Source organism: Rahnella sp. PD4, from assembly GCF_049199325.1.
GTDB lineage: Bacteria > Pseudomonadota > Gammaproteobacteria > Enterobacterales > Enterobacteriaceae > Rahnella > Rahnella perminowiae.
This window is the reverse complement of the sequence record NZ_JBLZQF010000004.1, coordinates 202410-218789: the sequence shown is the minus strand read 5'-3', so window position 1 is coordinate 218789 and position 16380 is coordinate 202410. Positions and strand designations below refer to the sequence as shown.

General features: G+C 49.8%; 13 protein-coding genes and 1 pseudogene. All 14 read left to right on the top strand.

The window, feature by feature from the left end:
* Window positions 1–12 precede the first annotated feature (12 nt).
* The 14 genes and pseudogenes from ACOZIO_RS12820 to ACOZIO_RS12755 all read left to right on the top strand — a co-directional run bounded on the left by ACOZIO_RS12820 (window position 13) and on the right by ACOZIO_RS12755 (window position 16379).
* Entirely contained in the window at window positions 13–2520 is a 2508-nt protein-coding gene (locus ACOZIO_RS12820; RefSeq protein WP_421595352.1) for a type VI secretion system Vgr family protein, read from the top strand.
* A 29-nt stretch (window positions 2521–2549) separates the two neighbouring features.
* On the top strand, window positions 2550–4133 hold the full coding sequence (locus tag ACOZIO_RS12815; RefSeq protein ID WP_421595351.1) for a T6SS phospholipase effector Tle1-like catalytic domain-containing protein: 1584 nt from the start codon (window positions 2550–2552) through the stop codon (window positions 4131–4133).
* Window positions 4130–4777 (top strand): DUF2931 family protein, encoded by a 648-nt coding sequence (locus ACOZIO_RS12810; RefSeq protein ID WP_421595350.1) that lies wholly within the window; start codon window positions 4130–4132, stop codon window positions 4775–4777. Before ACOZIO_RS12815 ends, ACOZIO_RS12810 begins: the two co-directional genes overlap by 4 nt.
* 39 nt (window positions 4778–4816) lie before the next feature.
* On the top strand, window positions 4817–5464 hold the full coding sequence (locus tag ACOZIO_RS12805) for a DUF2931 family protein (protein WP_421595349.1): 648 nt from the start codon (window positions 4817–4819) through the stop codon (window positions 5462–5464).
* A gap of 15 nt (window positions 5465–5479) precedes the next feature.
* Window positions 5480–6470 (top strand): annotated as a pseudogene (locus tag ACOZIO_RS12800) (DUF2345 domain-containing protein); the annotation flags it as partial.
* Complete coding sequence (locus tag ACOZIO_RS12795) at window positions 6409–7155, top strand: phospholipase D-like domain-containing protein (RefSeq protein WP_129991040.1); 747 nt, start codon at window positions 6409–6411, stop codon at window positions 7153–7155. The pseudogene ACOZIO_RS12800 and the gene ACOZIO_RS12795, both read left to right, overlap by 62 nt.
* Window positions 7155–8438, top strand: coding sequence for an SEL1-like repeat protein (locus tag ACOZIO_RS12790; protein WP_129991041.1), 1284 nt, complete (start codon window positions 7155–7157; stop codon window positions 8436–8438). Before ACOZIO_RS12795 ends, ACOZIO_RS12790 begins: the two co-directional genes overlap by 1 nt.
* A gap of 59 nt (window positions 8439–8497) precedes the next feature.
* Window positions 8498–8680 (top strand): hypothetical protein, encoded by a 183-nt coding sequence (locus tag ACOZIO_RS12785; protein ID WP_129953508.1) that lies wholly within the window; start codon window positions 8498–8500, stop codon window positions 8678–8680.
* A gap of 449 nt (window positions 8681–9129) precedes the next feature.
* Entirely contained in the window at window positions 9130–10893 is a 1764-nt protein-coding gene (gene tssF, locus ACOZIO_RS12780; protein WP_129991042.1) for a type VI secretion system baseplate subunit TssF, read from the top strand.
* Window positions 10857–11954: a type VI secretion system baseplate subunit TssG gene (tssG, locus tag ACOZIO_RS12775; RefSeq protein ID WP_129991043.1), complete on the top strand. Its 1098-nt coding sequence runs from the start codon at window positions 10857–10859 to the stop codon at window positions 11952–11954. The genes tssF and tssG overlap by 37 nt, the downstream gene beginning before the upstream one ends.
* A complete protein-coding gene (gene tssJ, locus ACOZIO_RS12770) occupies window positions 11935–12471 on the top strand; it encodes a type VI secretion system lipoprotein TssJ (protein WP_421595348.1) in 537 nt (178 codons plus the stop codon). Before tssG ends, tssJ begins: the two co-directional genes overlap by 20 nt.
* Window position 12472: 1 nt before the next feature.
* The gene (tssE, locus tag ACOZIO_RS12765; protein ID WP_129953505.1) at window positions 12473–12901 is read left to right on the top strand and encodes a type VI secretion system baseplate subunit TssE; all 429 of its coding nucleotides are present in this window, start codon (window positions 12473–12475) and stop codon (window positions 12899–12901) included.
* Between the two features lie 11 nt (window positions 12902–12912).
* Window positions 12913–14280 carry a VasL domain-containing protein gene (locus tag ACOZIO_RS12760; protein ID WP_421595347.1) on the top strand — a complete coding sequence of 456 codons (1368 nt, stop codon included), beginning with the start codon at window positions 12913–12915 and terminating at the stop codon, window positions 14278–14280.
* A 674-nt stretch (window positions 14281–14954) separates the two neighbouring features.
* Window positions 14955–16379: a cytochrome ubiquinol oxidase subunit I gene (locus ACOZIO_RS12755; RefSeq protein WP_129953503.1), complete on the top strand. Its 1425-nt coding sequence runs from the start codon at window positions 14955–14957 to the stop codon at window positions 16377–16379.
* Window position 16380 lies beyond the last annotated feature (1 nt).

The following is a 16380-nucleotide window of genomic DNA, read 5'->3' as shown; positions in this document are numbered from 1 at the left end:
GGAGATACCCGCATGATGGATATTGCACAAAACCTGCTGTCGCTCTCGAAAACCACCCTGAACCGTTATCGCCTGACAGTACCTTCCTGTCAGGCCTTGCTGGATATGGAGAGTTTCACCGGCAACGAAGGCATGAGCCAGCTTTATCGCTACACCCTCACCTTTACCAGTACGGAAAAAGATATCGATCCCCGCCAGCTACTCCGCCAGCCGGCGACGTTCACCATGGGCACAGGTCCGCTGGAAAGCCTGTCTGCACAAAAAATCGTACATGGTGTGATCACGGATTTTAGCCGGATATCAGGCTCAGCGGATCAGGTGCAATATCAGGTAACGCTTGAGCCCTTTCTGGCACTGCTTGCAAATCAGTTTCGTACACACCGCTTCTTTGTGAACAAATCCGTTCCTGACGTTATTGAACAGGTGCTGACCGAACACGGCCTCAAAGGCTGGGAGTATGAATTTTCGCTGAAACAGGTATACCCGAAGCGCGAACAGATAAACCAGTTTCAGGAAAGCGATCTGGCCTTTATCGAGCGCCTGCTTTCTGAACTGGGGATATTTTATTTCTTCACCCTGCAACCTGATGCGCAGACTGAAATCATCCACTTTGCCGATAAGCAAAGTGCTTACTATTTCGGTAAAACTCTGCCGCTGAACAGTCCGTCCGGGATGAGCGACAGCGGTGCGGACTCCGTCTGGGGCGTAAATATTCAGCACAGCGTAGTTCAGGCATCCGTCACCAGTAAAGATTACAACTACCGTGAGGCGCAGCGGGTTTTACAGTCTGCCAGAGCAGACATGACCCGCGGAGCGGGCGAAAGCATCACTTACGGAGAGGTGTATCACTACAAACCGCGCCATCCGGAAACGGGCGACAAAACCGACCCTGCGGCTGAAACCGCCAACTTTATGGCGCGTCTCGACCACGAACGCGTTTTGTCACAACAAACAATCCTTTCCTTTTTTAGTAACGATGCCACATTGCAACCCGCGCAGGTGCTGACGATTACCGACAGTGCGATCCCTTCAACGCTGCCGGAATTGCTGTCATCCGCGGTCGTATTGATCCACACCCACTTCAGCGGCAGCCGGCAGAATGCCCTGAAAGTCAGGCTCAACGCGGTACCTTACAGTGAAACCCTGTGCTGGCGCCCTGCTCTGCTGCTCCGTCCCGTGGTCAGCGGCACCCTGATGGCGCGTGTCACCAGCGCCAAAGCCAATGATATTTATGCCTGGCAGGATACATCAGGGCTGTATCGGGTCAGATTCGATGCCGACCAGGATGGTAAAGCGCAGGGTCAGGAAAGTATGCCGGTGCGCTTCGCCAGACCTTATGGCGGTGACGAGTATGGTATCCACTTCCCGCTGATACAGGGCACGGAAGTGGCGATTGCCTTCCACGACGGCGATCCGGACAGGCCGTATATCGCGCATGCGTTGCATGACTCACGCCACACCGACCACGTCACGGAGCACAACAACACCCGTAACGTCATCCGAACGCCAGCCAACAATAAGCTGCGGATGGAAGACAAACGTGGCGAAGAACATATCAAGCTCAGCACGGAATACGGCAGCAAGACACAGCTCAACCTCGGGCATAGCGTCGATGCCAGCCGTGCGCTGCGCGGTGAAGGCTTCGAACTGCGCACCGATGAATGGGGCGCAATTCGGGCCGGAAAAGGGATATTCATCAGCGCCGATGAACAACCTGCTGCAAGTGGTAAACAACTGGAGATGGACGAAGCCATTGTCCAGCTTGAACAGGCGCTGACGCTGGCACGCAGTCTGGCGAAGATGGCGGAAATCGCCAAAGCCACACCGGGCGATACCGACAGCCAGAAAGCGCTCAATGCTTCACTGGAAAAGCTGAAAGCCGCGGGCATCCTGATGTCCGCACCCCAGGGCATTGGTATCGTCAGCCCGTCTGCGGTGCGCCTTGCCTCCGGCAGCCAAAGCGTCGGAATTATGTCGGGTAGCAATACCGACATCAGCAGCGGCAAATCCTTTACCGTCGCCGCAGGCGAAAGCATCAGTTTGTTTGCTCAAAAATCCGGCATAAAGCTCTTCGCCGGAAAAGGGAAAGTCGACATTCAGGCACAGGGTGACGAATTATCGGCGCTGGCCAAAAACGACATCACCGTGACCAGCACGGAAAGCACCGTCACTATCACCGCCGCCAGAGAGCTGATCCTGACCTGCGGCGGCGGCTACATCAAACTCAGTGACGGCAACATTGAAATAGCCGATCCGCAAAACATCCTGTTTAAATCGACCAACTGGCAAAAGATGGGACCGGCGTGCGTAAATACTCCGCCAGTTGTGTTCCCTAAAGGTTACGGTGCGGTTTACGCCTTACAGGATGAAGAAGGAAACACCATTCCTTCAACGGAATACCACATCACCACCGCTGAAGGCACAATTTATACAGGTGTTTCTGATGAAAACGGCAAGACCATGAAGGTTTACACCAATGCGCCTGAAAGAATGAATATAGAAATTCTGGGCACCAAATAGGACGACAGTTAATTCAAGGAATATACAGAATGGCACAACGCAACGCATGGGAAGTCACTGATGGGCAACATATTTCTGACGTAAACGTTTCAGAAAAAATCGTAATTTGTAAGCGTAAAGAAGTTCCCGGCATCACAATCACTATTGGCATGTTTTTTGATGGTACCGGTAATAATGTTTTTAATACTGATAAACGCCTTCTGGAAACCTGCACCAGTCTGGATGTGGGAATGAAAACCGAAGATGCAGTGTCCTGTGTCGAAAAATTAGGTAAAAGCGGCAATGGCGCAGGGAGCTATCTTGGGTATTATTCGAATCTGCATTGGTTGAATACTCTTTACATCGTTGATGATGAAATAACCAATGAACAGTTACTTTATCAGCGCGCAATTTATATTCAGGGAGTCGGTACCCAAAGAGATAAGCAAGACAGCCTCGTTGGTATGGGCATAGGAGCATGGTTTGAGGGAGTTGTTGATAAAACTGACGAAGGAATTTCTCAGATAGCAAGTGAAATAAGTTTATTCCTTAGAAAAAATAATAACTCCCTCTGCGCAATTGAAAAAATCCAGTTTGATATATTCGGCTTCAGCCGTGGCGCTGCGGCTGCACGTCACCTTGCGAATCGTGTCAGAAACAACGATCAGGCGATACAGGAAGCCATCACGAAAGGGCTGGATGGCCGAAATCAGCATGGCAAACCTTCAGGAGAAGTTCGCTTTCTGGGATTATTTGATACTGTCTGCGCGGTCGGTGCGGTAACAAATTTGTTTGACGTCCACGGCGGTGTAAACCCCGGCATTGAGCTGGCGCTTCCAAAAGATATTGCACAAAAAGTCTTTCAGATTACGGCAATGCATGAATGCCGCTATAACTTCAGCCTGAACAGCATTAAAGAGTCGTGGCCAGAACTGGCCTTACCCGGTGTACATTCGGATATTGGCGGTGGCTATAATCCGCAGGAAAAAGAATATCTGTTCCTCTCTGAACCTGGATTTGAGACCGTCAGGGATAGCATTCCCGTCGAGATGACGAATATTTATCGCAGTTCAGCGGCGGAAATACCTGACCTGCGGGTACTGCCAAATCTGAGCCCCATCATGCTTTCCGGGGTGATAACCCTGGGAACATGGTATGACTATTTGGTCAATCCAAATAAAAATCGTATGGGTGTGACGGAAAAGCGTGTTGGTGCGGCCGTGACAATGGAACGTACCGTCACTAATGACTGGTCAAAGGTAAGTTTACGCGTGATGCTAGATGTTGGTCAAACGGCTGGTATTATTTTCCAAGCTATTGACCCATCTTCCCCAGACATGAAGTTGCCTGAAGAACTGGAATCATTGTGCAATAAAGCTATTAAGCAGGGAAAAGCAGTTATAACCGGGGGGGAGTCAGTTTCTTTTACTTTAGAAGAAATGCAATTGATTGGGAAATACATCCATTGTTCTGCGAACTGGAACGCAGTGGTATTTAAAGACGTCTGGCTCGATGGCAATAAGGTCAAGGCAATTTACGGCGCGGTAAAACCGGTAGAACTTGTCGGTTTTGTTAACCGTCCTAATCCCGGCTGGGTGCGCGCCGTATGGAATATGCAAGGAGCAAAGGCATGAAAACAATAACAGGTCTGCTATCCCTTCTTCTGTTAGCGGGTTGCAACGGCAGTAAAGCACACGAACAACAAAGAAGCATTAAAGCCCCCTGGGATGAATGGTATTTCACATTCTCAACCCCTAAGGCCCTGCCTGCTCAGGTCACCCTGGTGAAGTTACTGGATACCGACGGTTACGGTTACGTTTTCCGGACTATCGATCAGCCACAAGGGAAAAGTGTCGGCACATGGAGTCAATATATTGGAAAAGGATACTCCCCTTTTAATAAGGCAAAATCTCCACCGCAAATAATTAAGTTTTGTTGGGACTCTATTATTGACAAAAAAGTGTATGAAACTACTTTATTTTTCTCTCAGGATACACAACATAAAATGGTGAGTTCAGAGCCTGACTGGGCAAACCCGAAGGAGACTTATTACTTCCGGTATATGGTGATTGGTCTGGCACCAGAAGGAAAGGTCAGAGTGTGGCTACAAAATAATGGTAATCCTAATTTATTACTGGCCAGCACCCAAATAACCACTGTTTCAGGAAATAAGTTGGTCATGTGCAAAAATGTAACAAAGCACCCTGATGGGTATGTTTATTATGGCGAAACGCCTGAGTTCATTAAAGATAAAAAATATCCCTACGGCAGCTGGTGATGAATTTCAAGGAGATAAATATATGCAGGGAGAACGAGCATGAAAGCAATAACAGGTCTGCTATCCCTTCTTCTGCTAGCGGGTTGCACCGGTGGTAAAGCACAGGAAAAACAGAGCAGTATTAAAGCCCCTTGGGATGAATGGTATTTCACATTCTCAACCCCTCAGGCTCTGCCTGCTCAGGTCAAACTGGTCAAATTACTGGATACAGACGGTTATGGTTACGTTTTCCAGACTATAGACCAACCACAAGGAAAAAGTGTAGACACATGGAGTCAATATATTGGAAAAGGATATTCCCCTTTTAATAAGGCAAAATCCCCGCCGCAAATGATTAAGTTTTGCTGGGACTCTATTATTGATAAAAGAGTGTATGAAACCACCTTATTTTTCTCTTTGGACACACAACATAAAATGGTGAGTTCAGAGCCTGACTGGGCAAATCCTAAGGAAACTTATTACTTCCGGTATATAGTGATTGGCCTGGCACCAGAGGGGAAAGTCAGAGTGTGGCTACAAAATAATGGTAAACCTAATTTATTACTGGCCAACACCCAAATAACCACTGTTTCAGGGAATAAGTTGGTCATGTGCAAAAACGAAACGAACTTCCCGGATGGTTACGCATATAGCGAAGGTATGAAAGCCTTTATAAAAGATAAAAAATATCCCTACGGCAGCTGGTGAGGAGTTTGAAGGAAATATGGTATCCACTTCCCGCTGATACAGGGCACGGAAGTGGCGATTGCCTTCCACGACGGCGATCCGGACAGGCCGTATATCGCGCATGCGTTGCATGACTCACGCCACACCGACCACGTCACGGAGCAAAACAACACCCGTAACGTCATCCGAACGCCAGCCAACAATAAGCTGCGGATGGAAGACAAACGTGGCGAAGAACATATTCGGAATTATGTCGGGTGGCAATACCGACATCAGCAGCGGCAAATCCTTTACCGTCGCCGCAGGCGAAAGCATCAGTTTGTTTGCTCAAAAATCCGGCATAAAGCTCTTCGCCGGAAAAGGGAAAGTCGACATTCAGGCACAGGGTGACGAATTATCGGCGCTGGCCATAAACGACATCACCGTGACCAGCACGGAAAGCACCGTCACTATCACCGCCGCCAGAGAGCTGACCCAGACCTGCGGCGGCGGCTACATCAAACTCAGTGACGGCAACATTGAAATCGCCGATCCGCAAAACATCCTGTTTAAATCGACCAACAGGCAAAAGATGGGACCGGCAAGTTTGAATAAACTCTTTCCTCGCTTCCCGAGTGCTGACACTGAAATGCCATCAGAAGTTGGACCTAACACAGGACCACGCGGAGATCTGCCAAGACAAGATATATCCAGTCAGGTAACCGGGCCAATTCTGGAACATTTGCATAAAAACTTTGCCACTGCGTGGCTGAGAGAAACGGGACAAGATTTACTCGTTATGCGTAATGCTAGAGAAGTCGCTAAAAAGCTTCAACAGCGTTCAGAATTTGGCACTCCGATCATGGCGCAACTTTTGCGCACTCAGGCGCAGGAAGGCAAACGAGATATAGAAAAACTCTATTTGAAAACAGTTAATAATGCGACGCAGTTTATATATAGAGAATCAATATTTTCGCTGGCCTCCATTGGCAGAAGCCATCAAAAAAACAGCAGAAGTTCAAAGCAAAGCGGGCAGGGATCCCGGTGAACACGGTTCATTACATTTATTCGTTGTCACCAACGTTACCGATCAGGGTATTGGTGCTGGCACGGTGAATACCCAGCGCATGTTGGAAGTTCTCGGCCGCGCCGACACAATTCCGAATGTGACAAAATTGACCAGGATTGGCAAAGCCAGCGAAGAAGTTTTCACCACTGTGCCTGCTATATATCTCGATCCTGCCGATGCGAATAAAAGGTATCAGGACTTGCTAAGAAAAACGGCAGAATTTGAAAAACAGGCTCAGGAAATTCAGGACAGCACAATTAAACCTGAAACGGTTCCCGGTCTGAAAGTTCATATTTGCTCACTGGTAGCGAAAGATTCACCTGCAGAGAAATGGATGCCTGTTTATATTCACTCCAAGCTCATGATCATAAATGATGTTTTCACTACTCATGGCTCCGCCAATATCAACACCCGCAGTATGCAAGTAGACAGCGAAATGAATATTGCTCATGAGATGAAAAGCGTGACAAAGGGCTTACGTAAGAAACTTTGGAAATTGCATACTGATAATCGGGGCACGCAAGATGATCCCGCAGAGGCATTTTTCGCTTGGCAAGATATTTTAGAGGACAATAAAAGCCTTCAAAAAACTAAGAAAGCCAAACCTACAGCGCCGCTAATTGCTTTTTTATACGTCGAAGCAACCTTAAAGGACATGGACTAATGCGCCAAGTGTTACTGTTATTATGCTTGCTACTGACTGCCTGCGATCAGGCCGCTACCCCCATTGTTGTAAAAAAGGATATCACCATGGACCCTCTTTCCAATACTGACGTAAGACTTGCATTTGTCTGTAAATATGAAGTTATTCCCGAACCATCTGCTGATGCTGACAAACTGTTTAAATACGGTCGTTGGTTACAGGTTAATAATCAATTAAAAAAAGATGAAATGGTGGATATTGAAATAGAAAGGTTGTACCGCATTGCCTCATCTAATAACCATTATAAAGCTAATATTAACTTGCAAAACGGTGCCATCCGAGGCCAATTTAATCTTACAAGTACCGAAAGGCTTCATTTGAGCATCCAACTAATTAATGCGCATGTCGCCACCGGTTATTACTTTATAGCAATTTATTTAGAGAACGGTTCCGCTGGACTGAAAAAAGATCCTGAAATGGCTCTTCGCTACTACCGTAAAGCGGCGGATAACGGTAATCCCCAAGCACAAAGTTATGTTGCCGACAAACTTGCAGAGGTAAGTTTGGCTCAAGAAATCGTTGAAGAAATGTATTACTGTGCATCTAAACAAGGAGATGCAAATGCGGCCAGAACTCTTGGGTATATATTAAAAAACCGCAAGATGTATCAAAATGCACTGGAAGTTTTTCAACTAGGAGTGTTGGCGGGAGATGAAACTTCGGCTGGAAAGTTAAGTAATATATTCATTGGGCCAGAACCTACTGATAGCCTTAATTTTATGAACCAGCAAAAAGACCCTGAACGTTCTAAACGTTACAAGGCAATCTGGAAAATACTTTCCGACTACTCCTATGCCAGCCCCACCGTCCCAGAAATCAACGATATCGTCCCCCTCCCACCGGCTCCGCTGCCTGCCTGGGATGGCAAGATAAAATGGCTGGAAGATCGCAAAGCGAACATTCCGCCGACCAAACCCAGCGAAGCCCTGATTGAGAAGCTGGCGAAAGACAAACAGCTCACCCCTGAAACCGGCAGGCCGCTGCCGACGTCACCGGATTTTGATAAAAGTGCCTCACTAAGTCTGCTGTGTAAAACCGGTGAACCTTGTCCGAAAAGCGGTTACTGGCAGATTGCATGGTTGCCGCGTGAAGGACTCAGCCGGAACGCCATTCTTGCACTCAGGGAAGGCGAGATTATGCCCACTGACCGGGTGGAGTTTTGCCGCTCACGCCCCTGGCCGCTCAGTGACCAACTGTTCCATCAGGAGCAGCACGTTGACTGGCGGTTTGTGGGTGCAGCGTAATTTCACGTAATAATCAGCGATTCAGAGCAGCAACGGATGAATTAACAGGGATGAACAAAATGACTCAACGCATTAAAGGGTATAAGTACCTTGTTATATACGCCCCAGAGTCTAAATCAGAAAAAGAAATGCTTGCCACAAGGCTGAAATCAGAACTGCTTTACGGTAAGAGTTTTGCCCATAGTCACGCGGGCGACCCAATAGTGACTATTTCCTTAAAAAAGCAGGCGCATTTATTATAATAGGTAACACCCCTATTATAACGTATTCAGATATAGTTTTATTAAACCTCTGGAGGTGGATTCACATATTTTTCATATCTTGCAACAAATGGTCGGAGAAGGTGGTGTTATTTTTATTACTGAAGTTGATGGCGATTTATCTTCCTTCGCAAATAAAATCAACGCAAAATTTCCAGCAAATATGACGACATACTGGGTATGCAAAATCTTAAGTTTTAAAAAAACTTTTTAGAAATAATTATCAACCTAAGAAAAACCTAATTAGTAAAGATTGTGGTTGGGCAATATTTAATTCAGAAATTAAAATGTCTATTTTTCATGAATGCATCCTAACGATGGAGCTTCATTGACCAGAATATACTGTCTCAAATGGTATTTATTGTTCTATTTGGTGCTGGTTTTTTTCACAATAATTAGCAAACATCATTGACGTTTTCACAGAGAATAAAATGAAAGACCAAACCCTGCATTATTACGACGCCGAATTACGCTATTTGCGTGATGCGGCAAAAGAGTTTGCACAAACTCATCCTGATCGCGCCGCGATGCTTGATCTCGATAAATCCGGTACACCTGATCCTTATGTTGAACGCCTGTTTGAGGGCTTTGCCTTCTCGATGGGACGGCTGCGTGAAAAAATTGATGATGACCTGCCGGAATTTACTGAAGGGCTGGTGAGCATGTTATGGCCGCACTATCTGCGTACCATACCGTCGCTTTCCATTGTGTCGCTGAGCCCGGACGTACCATTGATGAAGATGGCCGAAACAGTGCCCGCAGGTTTGGAAATCTATTCCCGCCCTGTCGGCCCTAAAAATACCGTCTGTCAGTACCGCACTACGCGCGACATGACGCTTAACCCGTTGGCCGTTTCGAAAGTGGTCATGGCGACCGAGCCGGACGGGCGTTCGGTGCTGCGAGTAAGACTAACCTGCAGCACGCAGACTGACTGGTCGCAGGTCGATTTACATCGTCTGTGTTTTTATCTGCCCGGAGAAGCTCCCGTCAGCAGTGCGCTGCATCTGGCCCTCACCCGCCGTCAGGCGGCGCTGTATATACGCCTGCCTAATCAGGCTGACCGTATCAAACTGGATGGCTGGTTCTCGCCCGGCGGATTTTCGGATGAAGATCTGTTGTGGCCAAAAGGTGAAAGTGCGTTCAGTGGCTATCAGTTGCTGCTGGAGTATTTCACCTTCCGCGAAAAATTCATGTTCGTGCATCTTAACGGACTGGAATCAGTGACCTTGCCCGCCGGGATCGCTCACTTGGATCTGGAGGTGGTTTTCAACAGTCAGTGGCAAAACGACCTGCCTGTCACCGATGAAGCCATGGCGCTGCATTGTGTGCCGGTGATCAACCTGTTCACACTGGAAGCCGATCCGCTGATTATTAACGGAATGGAAAATGAATATCTGCTGCGGCCGCGCCGGTTACAGGACGGTCATACCGAAATTTATTCTGTCGATTCTGTAACAGGCTCACAGCGAACGTCGGACGCAACCTACGTGCCCTTCACCAGCTTCCGTCATCGCGGCGGCATGCAAAGACGCCATGCGCCGGAGCGTTATTTCCACACTCGCGTAAAACGCGGCGTGACCGGGCTGCATGATACATGGTTGATCCTCGGCGGACAGCAATGGGAAGTCGATCGCGAATTCACCCGCGAGCCCGTCTCCCTGAAAATTACCGGCACTAACGGTCAGTTGCCACGCAAAGCGTTGCAAAGCACTTTGCTTGACCGTTGTGAAGCCGTATTACAGATACCACTGAAAGTCCGAAATCTCAGCAAACCGACGCTGCCCTCCTATCCTCCGGCGGAAGATCACTTCCAGTGGCGGGTGCTCAGCCACCTGGGCTCCAGTTACCTTAATCTGATGAGCAGCGCGAAAGTGTTGCGCGGCACGCTGGAGCTTTACAACTGGCAGAGCGATGAGCTGAACAACCGCCGCCTGGATGCTATTCAGCGGGTACAACACCACCAGATCCAACGTTTTGAGAAAGGTTTTTTGCTGCGCGGCATTGATATCGAAGTCACGCTGGATGGCAACGGCTTTACCGGTGAAGGCGATATTCATCTGTTCGGGGAAATGCTCAACCGCTTCTTTGCGCTTTATGCTGATATCCATTTATTCAATCAGTTAACCCTTATCGTTCAGCCTGCCGGGAAATGTATCCGATGGAAAGAGAATCACAATCAGCGCCTGCCCGGCTGATCGAGCAACTTCAAGATAAACTGCCCTATACCCAGTTTTATCGTTTTTGTCAGTTGCTGGAACAAAGCCAGCCAGATGCCCCGGCGCTGGGCAGCCAATGGCAGGTCAGACACGACCCGGTGCGTTTTCGACCGCATCCGGGGATGGGATTTCCGGCCAGCGAGTTTAAACGGGTGGAAATGCCGGAACATCCGCATCTTCCGCCGACTATCCGCACCACATTTATGGGGCTGTATGGTGTGGAATCACCGCTGCCAACCGCGTATATCGACGACATTACCCAACGTCGCGACGGTTACGAAGCGGTCAGCGACTTTCTCGATATTTTCAACCACCGGCTGATCACCCAGTATTACCGAATCTGGCGCAAATACTCATATCCCGCCACTTTTACACCCGGCGGGACAGATAAAACCTCGAAATATCTGCTGAGTCTTTGCGGGCTGGGCATAGAAGGATGTGCGCAAGAGATTGCCACGCCGGTTTCCCGCTTTCTGGCGCTCACCAGTATGATGCGGCTGCCGACACGCACCAGCGAAGGCATTATCGCACTGGTTCAGTTGCTGGCACCGGATACACAGGCGCAGATACTGGCGCATGACCGCTGCATTATTCCCCTGCGCAAGCAATTGACCATGAGTGCCAGCGCGCCGGTCAGTATGAGCAGCAGCCCGGTGATGGGCCGCCAGACCGTCGATGTGAACTGTCAGGTTCTGCTGAAACTGACCACTGAAAATCCGGATGAAGCCCGTGAATGGCTTCCGGGTGGCCAGCTTTACACCGATTTGCTGGCGTTGTTGCAGGTGTATCTTGGCTCCCGGTTGCACGTCCGTTTACAACTGTCGGTGTCACGCGCGCTGCTGCCCGATGCAAAACTTTCCTGCCAGCCGGAAAAATCCGGTGTGCTGCTGGGAAGAACCGCAGTGATGCGCAGGTTAAGGATTACATCTGCGGCCCAAAATAAAACTGAAGTGATCACTATTAATCTGGGCCGCTATCAGCGCGCTCAGGAAAATCTTCATCGAAGGGAGACTGATGAATATGGCGACTATCGCTGGTAAAACCCGTTTTACATTACTGATGCTGGCAATGGTATCCACACTGGGCGGATGCGGACTGACCCAAAAAGTCAGCAACGGCACCGTCGCCATGACCAAATCCATTTTTTACAAGCAGGTGAAAACGCTGCACCTGGATATTAAGGCGCGCGACGCCATCAACAACAATACCAACGGTGCTCCGCTCTCCACCGTAGTGCGCATCTATCAGTTAAAAGATCGCAAAGTGTTTGATGATACTGATTATCCGTCGCTTTTTGCACAAGACAGTCAGGCAATTAACGCCGATCTGCTGGCAGGAAAGGACATTCGGATCCGTCCGGGTTCGGCTGTCACTATCGACACGCCGTTGGATGAAAAAGCGCAGTATGTGGCAGTCGCAGGCATGTTCCTGTCGCCAGATATGAAGAACAATACCTGGCGTATCGTGCTGAGCCGAGTCGATCTGGATCCGGATAAGGCGCGCCAGATTGAACTCAATAACCAGGGAATGAGTTTGCTGCCGCTGAAGGACAAGTGATATGTCACAACCCTCACTCTACGAAATGCTGCTCGGCAACTTTGCCGGTGGCCTCGATCTGCACAACGTCAGCGAAGAAAATCAGGTGATCCTCTCCGTGCTCGACAACATGCAGCGCATTCTCAACTGTCGCGCCGGAACGCTCAGCCATCTGCCGGATTACGGCCTGCCGGATATGAGTAAAATCCTGCACGGAATGCCCGGCACGGCACATTCACTGCTGGATGTCTTGTCAGAAACCCTGCTGAAATACGAGCCGCGCATCAAAAAGCTGCACGTGATTTTATTGCCACAATCCAGACCAGGGCATCTTGAATATGCCATTGACGCCGAGCTGAAAGAGCTCGGCTTAGTGCGTTTCGGTACGGAATTTATGCCGGAAGGCCGTGTGCTGATGCGTCATATGAAACAGCAGAATTACGTCAGTTAAGGAAAACGATTATGTCGATTGAACGCCAGCTGCGCACCGGGGGTGACCCGCGTGCGCTGGCTGATTACGCCGTTTTACGCGAAGAAATGAGCAAGTTAACCCATCCGGCACGCCCGGATGTGCACTGGCAAAAAGTGGAGCAGTTATGCCTGAACCTGTTCCAGCAAAATGGCATCGAACTGCAAACGGCGTCGTGGTACACACAGGCCAGAACGCGGTCAGCGGGTATGTCAGGATTAAATGAAGGGCTCGCGATCCTCGAGGCATTACTCTCCCGTCAGTGGACGGGATTATGGCCGCATCCGGCTCACGCGCGGATGGAAATACTCTCGGGTCTGAGCCAGCGCCTGCAGCAAATATTGCGCAGCATGACGCTGGAATATCATGATTTATCAGCTATTTATCAGGCGGAGAAACTGATCACTGCATTGTGTGATGTTTTGCAGCGCCTTGAACTTAAACACATCAGCCAGCTGGAAGCACTGAGCAGTTTTCTGCACGGTGCTGCCGTGAGGCTGGAAAATATGCACGCGGCCAGTGATACGACAATCGTATTGCCTGCGGCGGCACCAGAGAACACAGAAAAAAGATGGGCTACGCAAGCCCGCGAGCAGTGGGTTTATGTCGCACAGGCTGAGCCCGCAGAACTGCAGGAGAAAGTTGCCCCGCCCGTGACGATTAAACACCCGGTTCAGTGGAAAGGTTTTCTCGCCGGCATCATGGCAACGTTGCTGGCTGGTGGCGGAGTCTGCGCAGCTTTCACGGCGTTTTATCATCCGCTGTCCGGTGAGCAACTGATGGCGACGCTGCCGGTAATACCACAGCCCCTGAATGCCCAGACACTGGAAACAATGAAAAACCAGCAGGCTGAAATGTTGCATCGTGAAGCACCGGCGTTTCTGGCTGCCGCGCAGCAGCAAACGCGCCAGCTGGCAGCCTTGTCGCCGCACTGGGCGCAGGATACCGGGTCACATCTGGTCAGCCAGGCACTGATACTGTGGCCTGATAATCCCGCCACCGCCGCACTGGCAAAAAACTGGACACAGCAACTGAATGCCAGCGCCGTGCCGCCGGAAAGTCTCAACGGCTGGCAACAGGCGAATGCTCAGTTGCAGCAACTGGCGGACAAACTCAACGGGCTGGATGAACAACGCGGTAAATACATGACCGTTTCACAGCTCAAATCGTCGGTATTCGCTATCCAGCAGGCGCTGAACAGTGCCCCGCCGGTTGAGGAATCACTGAGAAAACTCGCCGATATGCGGCAACAGAATACGGCTATCCCGCCACAGCTGATACTGCAACTCGACAATCAGTTTACGCAGTTACTGAACCGGTACGCCTTACTTATCGAGACCTTACCGGTAGCTGCACGGTGAAAACAGACTGCTGACATTCACGCCGTTTTTTTACCGGGGCCGGGCATAACAGGTGGCGCGGAAACCAGCCCGGCCCTGACGCCCGCAGCGGCTTACCTCTTATATACCCGTCCGGTTAATGCCGGACGAAAGCATGGAGCACTGCTGTTTTTTATTCATTCCGCCTTGCGGCTCAAATGTAAAAAAATGCTACAAGCATTACCTTGCGGCTGCTTTTTTGGGCAAAATCGATGACATAAATTTACATTGCATTAAAAATAGGAATGCGCTGTCGCCCCTGCTGATTTAACTTTCTTGTTACCAATTTTGCACACAACAAGCCATTACCCGATGCAGAGAAATTACATTTGAAAAACATCAAAACTTTTTGATCCAGATCAATGCAACAACTTGGCCCCTTAGTTTTTGGGGTTAATTCCCCTGCTGCCGCTTTCCCGCAAAATTAGTTTTTCCACTCTTGCGTTTTAACCACGCTGAAAGTGTTTCAACGACTAATTTCCCTGCGGAACCGTCCCTGTTAATCCCCTCACACGCTGTGCTTAAATCGGCTTCTCGCGAAACCCCGGCAGTCCCCCCTTTCATTCTAGACTTCACCTGCGAATGTCAGACATCGCCGGTTCCCGTACCGGTATTACTGTTTGGAAGGGTAACCTGACACACAAAAAGAGGTTGTTATGTTTGGTCTTGATGCGCTAGAACTGGCCCGTATCCAGTTCGCCTTCACCGTCTCTTTTCATATCATTTTTCCCGCTATTACTATCGGGCTTGCCAGTTTTCTGGCTGTCCTGGAAGGCATGTGGCTGAAAACAAAGAAAGAGGCTTATCGCGACCTGTATCATTTCTGGTCGAAAATCTTTGCCGTTAACTTCGGTATGGGCGTGGTCTCCGGTCTGGTGATGGCTTACCAGTTTGGTACCAACTGGAGCATGTTCTCCTCCTTTGCGGGCAGTATTACCGGCCCGCTGCTGACGTACGAGGTGTTAACCGCGTTCTTCCTGGAAGCCGGTTTCCTCGGCGTGATGCTGTTCGGCTGGAACCGCGTCGGACCTGGCCTGCACTTCTTCTCGACCTGTATGGTAGCGCTCGGCACATTGATGTCGACATTCTGGATCCTCGCCTCCAACAGCTGGATGCAGACTCCGCAGGGCTATGAAATTGTTAATAATCTGGTGGTTCCGGTCAGCTGGATGAAGATTATCTTCAACCCGTCCTTCCCGTTCCGCTTAATGCATATGACCACTGCCGCGTTCCTCGCCTCTGCATTCTTCGTCGGGTCTGCTGCGGCCTGGCATTTGTTGCGCGGTCGCGATACGCCAGCCATCCGCACCATGTTATCGATGGCGATGTGGATGGCGCTGATCGTCTCGCCCATTCAGGCATTCCTCGGCGATGCCCACGGTCTGAATACCCTGAAATATCAGCCCGCCAAAATCGCGGCCATTGAAGGCCACTGGGAAAATAAAGACAACAAACCGTCCCCGCTGGTGCTGATTGGTTATCCGGATATGAACCGTGAAGAAACCCGTTACGCGATTGAAATCCCGTATCTGGGCAGTCTGATCCTGACGCACAGCCTGACGCATCAGATCCCGGCGCTGAAATCCTTCCCGAAAGAAGACCGCCCGAACTCTTCGGTTATCTTCTACACCTTCCGCATTATGGCCGGTCTCGGCATGCTGATGATTTTGCTGGGTGTACTGAGCCTGATCCTGCGCCGTGGCGGCAAAATGTATACCTCTAAAGCGTTCCTGCGCTTTGCTTTCCTGATGGGGCCTTCCGGTCTGCTGGCGTTACTGGCGGGGTGGATCACCACGGAAATGGGGCGTCAGCCGTGGGTGGTTTACGGCCTGCTGCGTACTAAAGATGCGGTCTCTAACCATAATGTGCTGCAAATGAGCGTCAGTCTGATCCTGTTCATCGTCATCTATTGCTCGGTGTTTGGTGTCGGTTACGGCTATATGATGCGTCTGATCCGCAAGGGTCCGCAGGCGCATGAAGGAGAAGCTGTTGATCACGGAGGTCCCGGCCAGCACCGCACGCCCGCACGTCCGCTGTCTGCTATTTCCGAATCACTGACCGACGAAAATAAGGAAGCTTGAT

Excerpts from the sequence above, each read along its gene's own strand:
- tssG (WP_129991043.1), top strand. The coding sequence starts at position 10,857 with ATGGAAAGAGAATCACAATCAGCGCCTGCCCGGCTGATCGAGCAACTT.
- tssJ (WP_421595348.1), top strand. The coding sequence starts at position 11,935 with ATGGCGACTATCGCTGGTAAAACCCGTTTTACATTACTGATGCTGGCA.
- ACOZIO_RS12785 (WP_129953508.1), top strand. The coding sequence starts at position 8,498 with ATGACTCAACGCATTAAAGGGTATAAGTACCTTGTTATATACGCCCCA.
- ACOZIO_RS12760 (WP_421595347.1), top strand. The coding sequence starts at position 12,913 with ATGTCGATTGAACGCCAGCTGCGCACCGGGGGTGACCCGCGTGCGCTG.
- ACOZIO_RS12815 (WP_421595351.1), top strand. The coding sequence starts at position 2,550 with ATGGCACAACGCAACGCATGGGAAGTCACTGATGGGCAACATATTTCT.
- ACOZIO_RS12755 (WP_129953503.1), top strand. The coding sequence starts at position 14,955 with ATGTTTGGTCTTGATGCGCTAGAACTGGCCCGTATCCAGTTCGCCTTC.
- ACOZIO_RS12805 (WP_421595349.1), top strand. The coding sequence starts at position 4,817 with ATGAAAGCAATAACAGGTCTGCTATCCCTTCTTCTGCTAGCGGGTTGC.
- tssE (WP_129953505.1), top strand. The coding sequence starts at position 12,473 with ATGTCACAACCCTCACTCTACGAAATGCTGCTCGGCAACTTTGCCGGT.
- ACOZIO_RS12790 (WP_129991041.1), top strand. The coding sequence starts at position 7,155 with ATGCGCCAAGTGTTACTGTTATTATGCTTGCTACTGACTGCCTGCGAT.
- ACOZIO_RS12810 (WP_421595350.1), top strand. The coding sequence starts at position 4,130 with ATGAAAACAATAACAGGTCTGCTATCCCTTCTTCTGTTAGCGGGTTGC.
- tssF (WP_129991042.1), top strand. The coding sequence starts at position 9,130 with ATGAAAGACCAAACCCTGCATTATTACGACGCCGAATTACGCTATTTG.
- ACOZIO_RS12820 (WP_421595352.1), top strand. The coding sequence starts at position 13 with ATGATGGATATTGCACAAAACCTGCTGTCGCTCTCGAAAACCACCCTG.